A 13,171-nucleotide genomic window follows, 5' to 3' on the forward strand; every position below is an offset into this window, starting at 1 on the left:
TCATGGGGGCGGGCGGCGACAACTTGGCCTCGGCGCGGATGCACGGTGCCGGATGCTGGTCTCGGCTTGATGGCTTTCATGATCGGGCTGCGCTCGGCGGAGGCAACAACATGGGCGAGGTCGAGCAAGCTACCCAACGACAATGCCCATGCCGATGAACGGGTCTGCTATACCCAATGCGGCAACAACCCGATAAAGAAGGAGGCGATGTCGATGAGCCACGGCCTGGCGGATCATCCGTGGGGAGTGCAAAATCAAGGTGCTTTTGGCCGGCGATCCAAAGGAGCGCGCGTGGTGAGGGTCCGCCTTGATTCACTGATATTGCCTGGGAAGGCTGGTTGACAGGGAACGATCATCGTGAGCACGCCGCCCTTTGATTTCGATTTGTTGCGTACCTTCGTGGCGGTGGTCGACAACAACGGCTTCACGCGAGCCGGCGAGCGCATTGGACGGACGCAGTCGACGGTTAGCCTTCAAATCAAGAAGCTTGAGGACAATCTGAAAAAGCCGCTGTTTGAGCGTAGCGGCCGCGAGGTTCTGCTGACCGCCGACGGCGAGGTTCTGCTGGCCTATGCCCGTCAGCTCCTGCATATCGCGGACGAAGCCCGCGCCCGTTTCTTGGAGCCTGATATCGAAGGCACCGTCCGTCTCGGCACCACGGAGGATTTCGCGACTGTCTACCTGCCGGACATTCTGGCGCGCTTTGCCCGAGCCCATCGTGGCGTCACGCTCGACGTCAATTGCAACTTCAGCTTCAGTCTTCTTGAGGGCTTCTCGCGAGGTGAATACGACCTCGTGCTGATCAAGCGCGAGCCGCAGGCCCCTTTGGGCGGAGTTCCGGTCTGGCGGGATGTCCTCGTCTGGGTTTGCTCGCCCCAGTTCGTCTTCGAAAGCGGAAGTCCGATTCCGTTGGCGTTGGCTCCTGCACCGGATGTCTACCGCAAGCGGGCGTTGGCGAGCCTGCAGGCGCAAGGCCGCGAGTGGCGCATCGTCTACACCAGTGTCAGCAGCGAGGGCTTGCAAGCCGCCGTTCGTGCCGGCCTGGGTATCACCATACTATCCAAGGACATGGTGCCGCCAGGCCTGAAGATTGTCGGCGTGGAGCAGCAGCTCCCGCAGCTTCCGGATTCCGAGATCGCCCTTTACCGCTCGCCGGGCAAATTGTCGCGTGCGGCCGAAATGCTCGCCGAGCATATCACGCACTCGCTTGAATATCGGCGCCCGCAATCGCCGGAGTGACCTCCTAAGGTCATGTGACGGAGGAGCGGCGCTGCGGTCGCCTTCTGTGGCAGCCATTCGAAGTCCGGCAGGCCTTGCGAAATCGGGCGGCTCGATCCCCGCGCCGACGCCTCCACCCATCAAGCCCTCCAATCGAATGCATTGAGCATTCCAATTGGCGTTCGACCGGCCGCGCCCATATCCAGGGTGGAGATCAACTGGAGCTAAGACGGTGGCCAAGGATCCGGCGCTCATGAAACTGGATTTGAACGTGAACAACGGCTTGGAACGGATCGACGACGACACGCGAGATGGCGAGATCGCGCGCAGAAACGTCCTGTTCGGCTTATGGGCCGGGAGGCATGCCGGACTGAAGGATGAGGCGCTCGAGGCTTACGCTCTCGCGGTTCATCTGGCCGACCACCATAGCCCCGGCCATGACGACGTGGTTGCGAAAGTTGCTGCCGACCTCGTTTCCTGCGGGAAGCCGATGAGCGAACGGCAATTGCGCAACCGTCTGCGAGAGATGGCGCTGCGGGCCAGTCTTTAGCTGCCTTGCGAGCCGATGCCCGACGACTTCGGCCTGCGAGCGGCCTGCTGCTACGGCCCTTTAGACATCGGCTGCAGCCGTTTCCGATCGTTCGACCTCGGACTTGTCCGGAAGGAGAAGCACCATGAAGTCGCTGGTTGTCGTATCTCTGGCGTTGGCTGCAGCGACCTGCGCCAACATCACGGCGTCCTTTGCGCGCTGGCCCGACTATCCCGGGTTCTGGGTCGTGGGCAATCATGCGACCAAGACATGCGAGATCGTGACCGTCAACCCGATCATCGATCGAGCCGTGATCTGGTTCGGCGCCGGCCCTTACAAATCGCTCGACGATGCCAAGCTCGCTCGTTCCAATATCCGTGCGTGTCCGAAGGAAGAATCCGGCGATTGAATGCGAACCGAATTCCCGATTGCCGTCGATTGCGAGAGCGGCGGCCCGGAATGATCGCCGTCGGGCGACGGCATGATCCGTCGACGCCATGCCCGGCGGGCCGCCCGCCACGCCCGTCATAGGCAGCTTCAATGCATCTCATTTGAAATCCCGATGAGCGGATTTCGCTCTTGTCGAATTGAATGAAGAGCTCCCATCTCAGCGGGGTACTCGCAGGACGTCCTCATCCCACATCACGCCTTCATTCAGCTCTCAGGGAAACCATGCATCCGCTCGTCGAACGATTGCACACGCGCACCACGCTTGTCCCGGATCCGCCGGCGCGGCCGCCCGAAACAGCGGGGGCAATCGATCAGAAGGTCCTTATGGTGATGTCCAGAAGGCGGCATTCTTTCCGACACTCCGCGCTCGCGGGCCTGGTGCTCGCGCTCAACGTGTTCGCCGCTGCGACGTCGATGGCGGCGAAGGGTGACATCGCGATCACGATGGACGAACGGGAGATCAGGTTCGCCGGCATCACCACGGTTCGTCCTGACAAAGAGCAGCCGGAGATCGAGCTGTCCTTTCCGGGCACCGTCGTCATTCCGCCACAACAGATGCGGATCGTCGCTGCGCCGGCGAACGGCCTGGTCGAATCCATGCTCGTGGCCGCGGACGAGCCCATCAATGCCGGCGAGCCGGTCGCGCAGCTACGCTCGATGGAAATCGTCGAGGCTCAGCGGCAATTCCTGGCCGCGCTGGCCGACGAAGCTCTGGCTGCCGACCGGCTGCGGCGCATGCAGCAGCTGTTCGAGGGACGCGCCGCTCCCGAACGCGAATTGCGAACCGCGGAGACCTCGGCGATCAACGCCAAGGCACATCTCGACGAGCGTCGCCAGATCCTGGCGCTGATGGAGCTCTCGGAGGCCGATATCGGGGCTCTGCAAAGCACGAGGAAGATATTCCCGGCGGTCACGGTTCACGCGGCGGTGAGCGGAATCGTCGTGAAGCGGCACGTTTCGCCGGGCGAGCGCGTCGATGCGGCCGCCCCACTCTACACCATCGCCAACCTCAATCCGTTGTGGATCAATATCCAGGTGCCGGCCTCGCGCCTGTCGGCGCTCAAGACGGGCGCTTCCGTGGTGCTTCCGGCCTATGGAGCGCGCGGCCGTCTCATCCGGCTCGGGCGCTCCGTCGATGCGCAGACGCAATCGGCGACCGCCGTGGCGGAGATCGACACCAACGGAGGAACGGTGCGTCCCGGCCTGGCGACCACCGCCACGATCCGTCTGGATCAAGGTCCGGGTGCACAATGGTCAGTCCCGGCCGCAGCCCTCATCCGGCATCGCGATCGTAGCTGGGTCTTCGTCCGCACCAAGGACGGCTTCGCCGCCCGGCCGGTTCAGGTCCTCGCGGAGTCGCCGGCGCGCACGTCGATCCGGGCCGATCTGAGCGCGGACGACATGGTCGCGGACCGTGGACTGATCGCGCTGTTGTCCGAACTCGCCGCGGCGGACAAGGGCTGACCCGATGTTGGCAGGGCTCATCAACGGCGCGCTGAAGCAGCGCATCCTGGTCGTGCTGGGAGCGCTGGCGCTGGCGGTCTGGGGCGCCAATGCCTACCGCCAGCTTTCCATCGACGCCTTCCCGGATGTAGCGCCGACCCAGGTCCTGGTCTCCATGAGAGCTCCGGGCCTGACGCCCGAGGAGCTCGAGAGCCGGATCACGCAGCCGATCGAACTCGCCGCGCGCGGAATCCCTCATCTGGTCAAGATGCGATCGACGACGCGGTACTCGGTCGCGCTGCTGACGTTCGAGTTCGCCGACGGCACCGATATCTTCTGGGCCCGCGCACAGGTCAACGAGCGGCTGGCGGATGTGCGCGACCAATTGCCGGCCGGCGCGGACGGTGGACTGGCGCCGATCGTGACGCCGCTGGCTGAGATGGTGATGTTCACCATCGAATCCGAGACGATGACGCCGCAGGAAAAGCGCTATGCGGTGGACTGGACCATCCGCCCCGCCCTGCGCGGCCTCCCCGGAGTCGCGGACGTCAACGTGCTCGGCGGATTCGTGCGGACCTTCGAGGTCGTTCCGTCGGCGGCCGCGATGGCCGCGCGGGGGATCACCACCGAACTGTTGGAAAACGTGCTCCGCTCCAACAACCGCAATGACGGCGCGGGGCGGATCCGCAACGGCGAGGAAGCGCTTCTGGTGCGGACCGAAGGCCGGATCCGGACGATCGAGGATATCCGGAACATCATCGTCACGACGCGGGAGTCCGCCGTGGTCAAGGTCGGCGACGTCGCGGACGTGCGGTTCGGCTCGCTCGCCCGCAACGGGGTGGTGACCGCCAACGGCGAGGAGGAGACCGTCTGGGGCATGGTGCTGGCGCTGCGTGGCGCCAATGCGCGAACCGTGGTGGACGGCGTCAAGGCGAAGTTCGAGCAGCTCAAGCCGTTGCTGCCGGACGGGGCCCGCATCGAAATCTTCTACGACCGCAGCGAACTGATCGGCAAGGCGGTCTGGACGGTTCAGAAGGTCCTGCTGGAGGCGATTGCGCTCGTCGTGATCCTGCTGCTCGTGTTTCTCGGAAATCTGCGTTCGGCACTCGTGGTGTCCGTCATTCTCCCGCTTGCCGTCCTGATCACCTTCGGAATCATGCGTCTGTTCGGCTGGTCCGCCAACATCATGTCGCTCGGCGGCCTCGCCATCGCCATCGGACTGTTGGTGGACTGCGCCGTGGTGGTCGTGGAAAACGTCGAGCACCGGCTGGCGCATGCCCATAATCCCGATCTCCGGGCGCGGCTCAGGCTGACGTTTGAGGCCACGCGGGAAGTCGCCTTGCCTCTGATCTCGGGCGTCGCCATCATCATCATGGTGTTCACGCCGCTGCTGTCGCTGCAGGGACTCGAGGGGCGGCTGTTCAGCCCGGTGGCCTTGACCATTGCGTTTGCACTCGGTGCGGCCTTGCTGCTGTCGCTGACGGTCGTGCCGACTCTGTCGACCTACCTGTTGCGTTCGGGCTCCGCCAAGGAACCCTGGCTCGTGCGTAAGCTCCACGCGTTGTATGATCCGGCGCTGGCCTATGTCATGCGCCGTCCGCTCGTTCTCGTGATCGGACTCGCGCTGGGCGTCGCGTCCGTTGCGGTCGTGTTTCCGCGCATCGGCGCCACCTTCATGCCGGTCATGGACGAGGGCACGCCGGTCGTGACCATCAGGAAGTTTCCCACGGTTTCGGTCGAGGAGGCGGCGCAGACCGATCTGCGGATCCAGCGTGCGCTCATGTCGGAGATCCCGGTGATCAAAGGCATCATCGCGCGGGCCGGTGCCGACGAGCTCGGAATCGATCCGGTCGGCTTGAACGAGACCGACATGTTCATGTCGCTGGCGCCAAAATCGGAGTGGCCCAGCTCCGACAAGCAATGGTTCCTTGGGGAACTCCGGCGTGTGCTGGATTCGATCCCGGGCATTGCCTACGCGTTCACCCAGCCGATCGACATGCGTGTCCAGGAGATGATCATCGGCGCCCGGGGCGACGTGGTGGTCAAGGTGCTGGGCGACGATATCGAGACGCTCAACCGGCTTTCGCGCGACGTGGCCGGGGTCATTCAGCAGATCCCGGGCGCGGTCGACGTTTTCGCCCTTCGCAACGCCGGCATGCGCTATCTCACCGTTGCGGTGGACCGTGCCAGGGCCGGACGGTTTGGACTGAACGCCGAACAGGTGCAGGAAGCGCTGCGCGTCTGGGTCGACGGGCGTGACCTCGGCATCGTCCTGGAGGGCCAGGTTCGCACGCCGCTGATGGTTCGCGGAGAGGAGCGGCAGAGGGCCTCGGCCTCGGACCTCGCGCGCGTGCCGATCGTGCTGCCGCGCGGGGGAACGGTGGAGCTGTCGCAGATCGCCGACGTTCGCGTCGAGGACGGTCCCATCCAGGTGATCCGGGAAGATGGCCAGCGCTTCGCGACCGTTCTGAGCAACGTGCGCGGACGCGATCTCGTCGGTTTCGTGGACGAAGCGAAGGCCGCCGTTGCCGGCAAGCTCGAGATTCCGCGCGGATACACCTTGGTCTGGGGCGGACAGTTCGAAAACCAGCAGCGTGCCTCAGCCAGGCTCGCGCTGGTCGTGCCGGTTGCGCTCGCGATGATCTTCCTGCTGCTGTATCTCACGTTCAACTCGGTGCGGCAGGCGGTCCTGGTGTTCTGCAACGTGCCGTTCGCCACCATCGGCGGCGTGGTGGCCCTGTGGGCTTCGGGCGAATTCCTCTCCGTTCCCGCGTCGGTCGGGTTCATCGCCCTGATGGGCATCGCCGTCCTCAATGGTGTCGTGCTGATTTCCTACATCAATGAAGTCGTGGCCCGGCGCGAACATCCGTTGCGGGAGGCGGTCATGGAGGGCGCGAGGCGCCGGCTCAGGCCGGTGATGCTGACCGCCTCCATCGCGGCGCTTGGTCTCGTGCCGTTCCTGTTTGCGACCGGACCGGGGGCTGAGATCCAGCGCCCGCTTGCCATTGTCGTCATCGGCGGCCTCGTCACCGCGACCGCGCTCACGCTTCTGCTGCTACCCGTGCTCTATGAGCGCTTCGGCCTGTCCCGAGGCGAGCGCGCCCTTCTCGCGGAGGTGCCGAGGCCGGAACCGGCCATGCCCGACCACGCGCCCCCGCCGGAGCAGGCCCGCACCACGTCGGCGCCGCGGACCGTCAGCGAGGTCGCACCATAGAGCGCTCGCGAGACATGTCCGTCGCGGGCATTGCCCACCGCGGCCATCGAGCCTTTCCGCCCGACAAGCGAACGTGCGAGTCGTCAGGGAAGATCCACCCGTGGCGGCGGATAGCGCCGGGCCAGCACCGATAGCGACAGGTGCCGTTCGTCCGCCGGCAGCTCCAGATAGGCCAGCACGAGCGGCCGCTTCCAGTCACTGACGCCGAAATCCATGGCCATCCACTTCTGCGGCTCGGGGCCTTCGAGGCCTCGAACCCAGACGAAGTAGCGGGGAAGATCGTCGGCCTCCGTCGTGCGTGTTCTGGCCATGTGAATATCTGCCTCGGGTCTTTGCCGGAGGATATAGGGACTGGCGCTGCGAAGTCGAAGGGGCGGGAGAGATCGAGCTAAGTTGGTCGCGGCGATGGTGGGCGATCCAAAGCGGGCCATATCTTTCGGTCCGCCATCGAAGCCGCACTAATTCTGCTTGACCGAAATTCGGAAATATCGTATGTGTCGCTCACCCTGGCCCAAGGACAAGGGGCGTTTCGCGATCGTCACGTTACGCGGGCCGGGTGGCGGTGGACGTGGAGTGCATCGGCGCGCCAGCAATGGCAGGGCGGGTTTTGGCCCGTGAGCGGTTGAGCAGCGCGCACACGACCGGTGCGGTTCGCGTACGGCGAAAGCGTGTGGTCCTGACGCCCGGGGTCTGTGCGTCAAGGCTTGCGGTGGTGCAGCGGCCCGACCGGGCACGCGCATCAGTCATCGGCAAGACGACGGGGGCAATAGTGCATCGCTCCCCGGGGAGAGCGCGCCATAAGCCGTCAAACCACTGCGCAGGGAAAGGCCGGGATGTCCAGGCTGCCCTGTATGCCGCTGTGCATTTGCCTTCGCGCTATTTGCGCACAGCGGACCGCGGGTGCCAGCCGGCGCCCGGCCTTCCCTGCGCCCTTTCCAAGGAAGGGCGCCGAGAGAAGCACAGGACTCGGGCGTCATGCGCCGCGAGGCCGAAGTGGCGTGACTGCTGTTGTTCGAAGATTGCGCCGCGGTCTCGACCGGGCGTCAGGTCGCTCGAAGGGCTCTCAACATGGTTGCCGATGAGCCTGTTCAGCGGGTGGTGCGAGCCACCACGTGAAGCGGTATGCAAGGCAAAACGAAAAGACACGTCGGCGGTCTTGTTGCTTGGCAGAGCACCTACATCAAGCGGCCATCCGCCGGCGGCGCCAGGCGAGAAGGCGGCAATAGCCATGATCAGGCGAGGCAATCCTGCCCGGCGGTGGTGGGCACCGGGCCTTTCCGGCCTGGTGCCCACTCTTGATGCATCCCGGTCACGACTTCATGCCGGCAAGTTCTGCACGAAGGAGAGACGAACTCGGGATCTCGGAGCGCTCAAAGACGTTACGCGTTGGCAGCCAGGCGGCGCCGCCTCCAGGCCAGCAATCCGGCGCATGCGGCGATCAGGCCGGGAAGACCGGCGCCGACGACGGGGCCCGGCACCGGGGTGACATCCAGGCTTGCACTGCCGGTCGAGGACTGGAACAGCAACTGCGAGCCGGTCAACGTGCTGGAAAAGCCGCCGATGGCGAACAGGTGGTCAGCAGAGTTGAGCGCGCTGTTGATCGCGGCGACGGCGTCATCGTTCAGCATGATCGTCAGGATTGAAAGAGCGCCGACCGGCTTTGCAATGACGGCGCTTCCGTAGCTGATCCCGCTGCGCAGGTCGTCTCGGATCGATGCTGCGTCTGCCGCTGAAGGCGGGTTGGCAAAGCTGTAATTCTTCAACGCATTCACATTCCCGGTAAAATCCCACAATGTGAAAGTCTCTGTCGCGTCCGCGCTGCTGTAGAAGCCGGGCTGGTTGAGCGTCAACGTGACGGATTTGGCATCCTTGCCGCCCAGCATGGCAGCAAGAGGGCCGACGTCGAAAACGAGATAATTCGAACGATTGTTGGCGGCATCGAGAATGATGTTGGGAAATACCTGACCTGTTTTGCAGCAGTCAGCTCCCACGACAGCCACGCTGCCGCTGGCGACGTTGTTGATGCTTGCAGCCTGGGCACCATTGATGCCGGCTGCCGCGAACGCAATGGCCGCTAGGCCGAACCTAAATTTATTCACTGTACTTGATCCTTACTGGATGCTGATTTCCGGGGACAACGTTCGTTGCCCCGTCTCGGGCAGACCCTCCAGCGACCTTGCAGCCCTACGACTGAAGGTGGGACCGCTTGTTCGCGAGTTGGCATCCCCGATGCGGTGGACGCTAGCGACCCCATATGTAGCTTCGATGACACAACAAGCAGCGCCGACTTTGGCCGGAGTTGCGGAGCCGGGGTCGGACAACAAGACTGGACATTTCGCGGCGCATCGGATCCGGACGGCAGGCGCGACGAAGCTGCAGGCGCTTCAGCAAATCCGAATGGTGCCCCTGGCCGGCAGTCGCCTAATCACCTAACCATCTGAATTTAATGTCATTTTATCCGTCAATCGCTGCCGATACCAGCAGAAATACCAGCAAGATCACGCGCGGCATTAGCTCGCAAAAATACAACAGCAGGCGCCTCGGCAGCACGCGCGACCCATGCCGTCTGGCCTTTACCATCGTCCCCAACCGTAATCGAACCCGGCTCTGACTCCCGTCGGATCGAACTAATTTGATATCACGAGGGCAGGAGAGGATTCTGCCATGCGTACCGCGTCTAGTATGCCCCACGACGCCGAGCGACACTTACCTCGCGGAGGACGGTTTCGGCGGTCGATCGGTTCGCTTGGCGCCAGACAGACGCCGAAAGCGCTCATCCGTCCAATGACGGCGGCACGCCAATGTCGGACAAGGCGCTGCGGATCATAAGCTGCGATATTGGCCCCGGCGGCGACCAATGCGCGCCCGGCTTCCGCTCGACAACAGCGACCCTGCTCAACAAGGAGGGCGCGTTCAACAGCAGTGATGGAAGTCGATCTCGTGCACTACGCGGAGAAAAAAGCGCTGCGCCTTAGCGGCGACAACTCGACAAAGGCGGCAAGAACAAGAACTACGACATCTATGGCCGTGCCGCCGGTTGCGCCGAACGCCTGAGTTTAATGCAGCATTTGGCCAATTGCCTCTACAACCTAGGCGAGGGTGCCTTCGCCGTCTCGCTGCGCAGATCGGCGGCCTCGCTTGCTCTCGTTTCGACCCTCGGCAACGAAGCATGATATTCGTCCACGCTGTCGAGGTCGATCATGGTCTTGCCTCCCATCTTATACGCCTTGATCCTCTCGTGGGCGATCAACTCATAAGCCTTCGTCTTTCCGAATTTGCCATAGCGGCAACCGTCCTTGAACTCGACGAGCCGGCGCCGCTTGTTGTTGTCATTGTCAACCATGGTTCCTGCATCTGCTTCGATGAACTCCGCCACAATCGGATCAAGCCCCCTGAACGAGATGGCATTTCCACGGAGCGACCTTGGTGTCGACGCGGGTTACCGGGAAGGCGCTGCTTTCGTCGTAGCCGACGAGGTCCTGCTGCCCTGTTTCGACGCCATCTGCGCAAAGCCCAATCGCCCGAGATGCGTTGATCTATGTCGCCCGTGGTGCCAAACGAAAGGCTCTCTGATGTCGCCGCTAACTCCTGGGTGCCGTGGCGTACAAATCGGACGAACCGTCGGCTGACGTCGTCTCCCCCCCGAAATGCCCGATTACCTCTCTCAAGGCTGAAACAGGGGTTCGATTCCCCTAGGGAGCGCCAGAATATTCAACGACTTAGAGCCGCCGTAGAGAAGTCGTCGAATATCCGTTGAATAAGCATCGGCGAACGTTGGCGAACCCCCACGCACTAATTCAGTGATCCGACCGCGCAGGTTGGCGCGCATGGATCCGACACTTCCGTTGCAATTCGAACAGCGGTGACAGCCACAACGATATGCAATCCGCCTCCAATGCACGCGAAGTGCTCGCATCTGGTTGGCCGGGCTCCATGCGTTGAATGCGCGATGTCTACCGTGCCGCAAATGAAGGCGTCCGCATCTTCGGCCGTGCAACCGAGTGCGGCGCGGGCCCGGAAGAAGACGGTCCACGGCAGCGATCGGGGATATCATTTTGTTGGGCTCGACAATCCGAGTTTGCTGGCGCTTCGCCGGTGAAGATCGACGGCGACTCGGATTCAACTTTGATCGCGTCACGCCGTGCCGGCAACTAAGCAGCATCTCAGTGATCCACCCAAGAGACGGCTCATTCGCACGTCATCCCCGGACAGAAGAAGGCAGGGACTTTGTTAGAAAGTCATGGTAACGCCTTAGCGAGCAGCAGGACTTTAGCCTGCAACCACCTCCAAGCCGCTTGATTCGTTCGCTGAGGGTGCTGTCTATTTCTGTAATGAATCAGAAACAGGCGCAGAACTGGATCCTGGATGGCGAGAAGTACGCGCTTCTTGGCTTGAGCGTGAAGGTCACTGATCCGGATATTGCGAAGCTCGATTTATCTCCCAACTTCCAGATCATCGGCGGGAACGACTTCAAGGTTCCGGATGAGTGGCGCGAATGGCTGGGCAGCATTCGTGTGGAGGAAGTCGAGGCCTGCGATCTCTTCGTCGCAGCCAAGATCAAATCCGGGACGCCGGATGTCTTGGACGGCGAAAACATTCAGCTTAACAGGTGCGTCTGGGGTTTCTATTGCGGATTGCTGCTTAGCAGCACGTTTTCGACGGCGCATAAGCCGGTCGTCCTGTCGGGCTCGTGCCGCGATGGCGAAGTGGGCCTGCGCCAGATACAGGACCTTGACGTTCCTATAGCCAACGACTTCCGTCCCTATCCCGACGTGACGTCTGCGAACTTGCGCGAGGCGGCGGCGATTGCTGAGCGGCTGGAGCGTCTGGCGGCGACGCGGCGAGGCAGCAACCGGTGGCGGTTCAACCGCGTACTCCAGCTCTATATCCAGACGCGGACTGAACAGGACAACCTCGAACGCATCCATCAGTATGCACGGTGCATCGATGGCGTCATTCTCTGCGACCCCGGAAAATCTGCGAAGCAGTTCAAGAGCCGCAGCGAGCTCTTCATTGGGCCAAGCCATCACGATCTCATGGGGGAGATCTACGAGGTCAGCAGCGCAGTCGAGCATCTGCACGAGGACCGTTATCTCGACCCGCTGACGCGGCCAGTGCAGGTCGATCTCATCAAGAAGGAGGCAGTCGTCGAGCATATCGCGCGAACGACGCTGGCGCGGATCGTCCTGAACGATGCACTATGGCCGCACTTTACGAGTAAGACCGCGCTCGCAGCCTTCTGGGCGAAGCCCGCGTCCGATCGGCAGGCGGTCTGGGGTGACCCAATCGATCCGATGGACGCGCTGGCCGAATTCGACGAGCGGTATCTTCCCGAACCCCAAGTCGTCGGCTAACGCCTACCGGCGAAGCGGCGGCAAATTTCGCTTCCCGTACGCACCGCGCCGCCGTTTACTGACCGCATGATCGATTCAGACCCGATATCCGGTCCGGTTGGCCTCGTTCCGTATAGCCCGGATTGGCTTAATGCGCTCAGTGACATGGAGAAGCAGTCGCTCCCGGTACGCAATTTCTCGCGGTCGCTGCACGATGACGGCTGCGCTCACGTCGCGTGGCTGTTGTGGAGCACCCAGGAAAGAGAAAAGCCAACGCCGCTGGAATACCGGCAAGGCTCGATGTTTTTCCTCGATTGTGGCAAGGGGCCCTTCGCGGTCACGGCAGGGCATGTCTTTGAACAATTCGTGAGTGATCGCGCGTCGCGCCGCGTTCGTGGAGTTCAGATTGGGAATGTCGGATTCAATCCCGAGGAACGGGTTATCGCCTGGGGCCGCGACAAGAAGATCGACATTGCCACCTTCCGCATCACCCCGGAGGAGATCGCGCAAATTGGCAAGAAGGTCGTGCCCGGTGCCGATGCGGCGTGGCCGCCCCCGCCCGAGCTGCGAGAAGCGGTCTTCTTCGGCGGATTTCCTGGCTGCGAACGCATTGAAATAGCGCCGATGGAGTTTTCCTTTGGCCTGCACAGCGCGATGACGCCGCTCACGGATTTCACTGACTATCAGCTCGGCTGCCGCTTTGCCCGCGAATACTGGGTCGACGTTCGGGGGCTCGGCCTACCGAAGGTGGGGTATGATCTTGGCGGCGTTTCTGGCGGTCCCATGTTGCAGCCCGTCTATAAGAACGGCGTGTGGGGCTGGCGTCTCGTCGGCGTGATCTCGGAAGCCATCATGGAGCAGGACTTCGAGCGCGTCACGGCGGTGCGGGCTCATTTCATCCTGCCGGACGGACGGATCGGCTGATGGGCATCGCCTAAGCATGTGGGCGCAAGTTTCCTATAGGCCTTGGCAGGCCGCGTTGAA

General features: G+C 62.8%; 11 protein-coding genes. 8 read left to right on the forward strand and 3 right to left on the reverse strand.

The window, feature by feature from the left end; genetic code table 11:
- The first annotated feature begins 69 nt into the window (after nucleotides 1-69).
- The 6 genes from AC3WLX_RS27050 to AC3WLX_RS27075 all read left to right on the forward strand — a co-directional run bounded on the left by AC3WLX_RS27050 (nucleotide 70) and on the right by AC3WLX_RS27075 (nucleotide 6,854).
- Complete coding sequence (locus tag AC3WLX_RS27050) at nucleotides 70-342, forward strand: hypothetical protein (RefSeq protein WP_492338239.1); 273 nt, start codon at nucleotides 70-72, stop codon at nucleotides 340-342.
- A gap of 15 nt (nucleotides 343-357) precedes the next feature.
- The gene (locus tag AC3WLX_RS27055; RefSeq protein WP_291622732.1) at nucleotides 358-1,239 is read left to right on the forward strand and encodes a LysR substrate-binding domain-containing protein; all 882 of its coding nucleotides are present in this window, start codon (nucleotides 358-360) and stop codon (nucleotides 1,237-1,239) included.
- 211 nt (nucleotides 1,240-1,450) lie between these two features.
- Entirely contained in the window at nucleotides 1,451-1,768 is a 318-nt protein-coding gene (locus tag AC3WLX_RS27060) for an ATPase inhibitor subunit zeta (RefSeq protein WP_492338240.1), read from the forward strand.
- A 124-nt stretch (nucleotides 1,769-1,892) separates the two neighbouring features.
- A complete protein-coding gene (locus AC3WLX_RS27065) occupies nucleotides 1,893-2,156 on the forward strand; it encodes a hypothetical protein (RefSeq protein WP_291622728.1) in 264 nt (87 codons plus the stop codon).
- Between the two features lie 365 nt (nucleotides 2,157-2,521).
- The gene (locus tag AC3WLX_RS27070) at nucleotides 2,522-3,661 is read left to right on the forward strand and encodes an efflux RND transporter periplasmic adaptor subunit (RefSeq protein ID WP_492338241.1); all 1,140 of its coding nucleotides are present in this window, start codon (nucleotides 2,522-2,524) and stop codon (nucleotides 3,659-3,661) included.
- 4 nt (nucleotides 3,662-3,665) lie between these two features.
- The gene (locus AC3WLX_RS27075; RefSeq protein ID WP_492338242.1) at nucleotides 3,666-6,854 is read left to right on the forward strand and encodes an efflux RND transporter permease subunit; all 3,189 of its coding nucleotides are present in this window, start codon (nucleotides 3,666-3,668) and stop codon (nucleotides 6,852-6,854) included.
- An 83-nt stretch (nucleotides 6,855-6,937) separates the two neighbouring features.
- Here the strand turns inward: AC3WLX_RS27075 and AC3WLX_RS27080 are convergent, their stop codons facing one another.
- The 3 genes from AC3WLX_RS27080 to AC3WLX_RS27090 form a co-directional block, all read right to left on the reverse strand.
- Nucleotides 6,938-7,165 (reverse strand): hypothetical protein, encoded by a 228-nt coding sequence (locus AC3WLX_RS27080; RefSeq protein WP_291622725.1) that lies wholly within the window; start codon nucleotides 7,163-7,165, stop codon nucleotides 6,938-6,940.
- 1,068 nt (nucleotides 7,166-8,233) lie between these two features.
- Nucleotides 8,234-8,854 carry a hypothetical protein gene (locus AC3WLX_RS27085; RefSeq protein WP_291622723.1) on the reverse strand — a complete coding sequence of 207 codons (621 nt, stop codon included), beginning with the start codon at nucleotides 8,852-8,854 and terminating at the stop codon, nucleotides 8,234-8,236.
- A 1,082-nt stretch (nucleotides 8,855-9,936) separates the two neighbouring features.
- Nucleotides 9,937-10,230: a hypothetical protein gene (locus AC3WLX_RS27090; RefSeq protein WP_492338243.1), complete on the reverse strand. Its 294-nt coding sequence runs from the start codon at nucleotides 10,228-10,230 to the stop codon at nucleotides 9,937-9,939.
- A gap of 955 nt (nucleotides 10,231-11,185) precedes the next feature.
- Here AC3WLX_RS27090 and AC3WLX_RS27095 point away from each other — a divergent pair.
- Both AC3WLX_RS27095 and AC3WLX_RS27100 read left to right on the forward strand, forming a co-directional pair.
- Nucleotides 11,186-12,208 (forward strand): hypothetical protein, encoded by a 1,023-nt coding sequence (locus AC3WLX_RS27095; protein WP_492338244.1) that lies wholly within the window; start codon nucleotides 11,186-11,188, stop codon nucleotides 12,206-12,208.
- A gap of 66 nt (nucleotides 12,209-12,274) precedes the next feature.
- The gene (locus tag AC3WLX_RS27100; RefSeq protein WP_492338245.1) at nucleotides 12,275-13,111 is read left to right on the forward strand and encodes a hypothetical protein; all 837 of its coding nucleotides are present in this window, start codon (nucleotides 12,275-12,277) and stop codon (nucleotides 13,109-13,111) included.
- Nucleotides 13,112-13,171: the final 60 nt, after the last annotated feature.

It is taken from the genome of Bradyrhizobium sp. FW305-F6, assembly GCF_058782905.1.

What these genes read in the sequence shown, in the direction of transcription:
- AC3WLX_RS27050 (WP_492338239.1), top strand. Translation starts at nt 70, where the DNA reads ATGGCTTTCATGATCGGGCTGCGCTCGGCGGAGGCAACAACATGGGCG.
- AC3WLX_RS27065 (WP_291622728.1), top strand. Translation starts at nt 1,893, where the DNA reads ATGAAGTCGCTGGTTGTCGTATCTCTGGCGTTGGCTGCAGCGACCTGC.
- AC3WLX_RS27070 (WP_492338241.1), top strand. Translation starts at nt 2,522, where the DNA reads ATGGTGATGTCCAGAAGGCGGCATTCTTTCCGACACTCCGCGCTCGCG.
- AC3WLX_RS27075 (WP_492338242.1), top strand. Translation starts at nt 3,666, where the DNA reads ATGTTGGCAGGGCTCATCAACGGCGCGCTGAAGCAGCGCATCCTGGTC.
- AC3WLX_RS27080 (WP_291622725.1), bottom strand. Translation starts at nt 7,165, where the DNA reads ATGGCCAGAACACGCACGACGGAGGCCGACGATCTTCCCCGCTACTTC.
- AC3WLX_RS27095 (WP_492338244.1), top strand. Translation starts at nt 11,186, where the DNA reads ATGAATCAGAAACAGGCGCAGAACTGGATCCTGGATGGCGAGAAGTAC.
- AC3WLX_RS27100 (WP_492338245.1), top strand. Translation starts at nt 12,275, where the DNA reads ATGATCGATTCAGACCCGATATCCGGTCCGGTTGGCCTCGTTCCGTAT.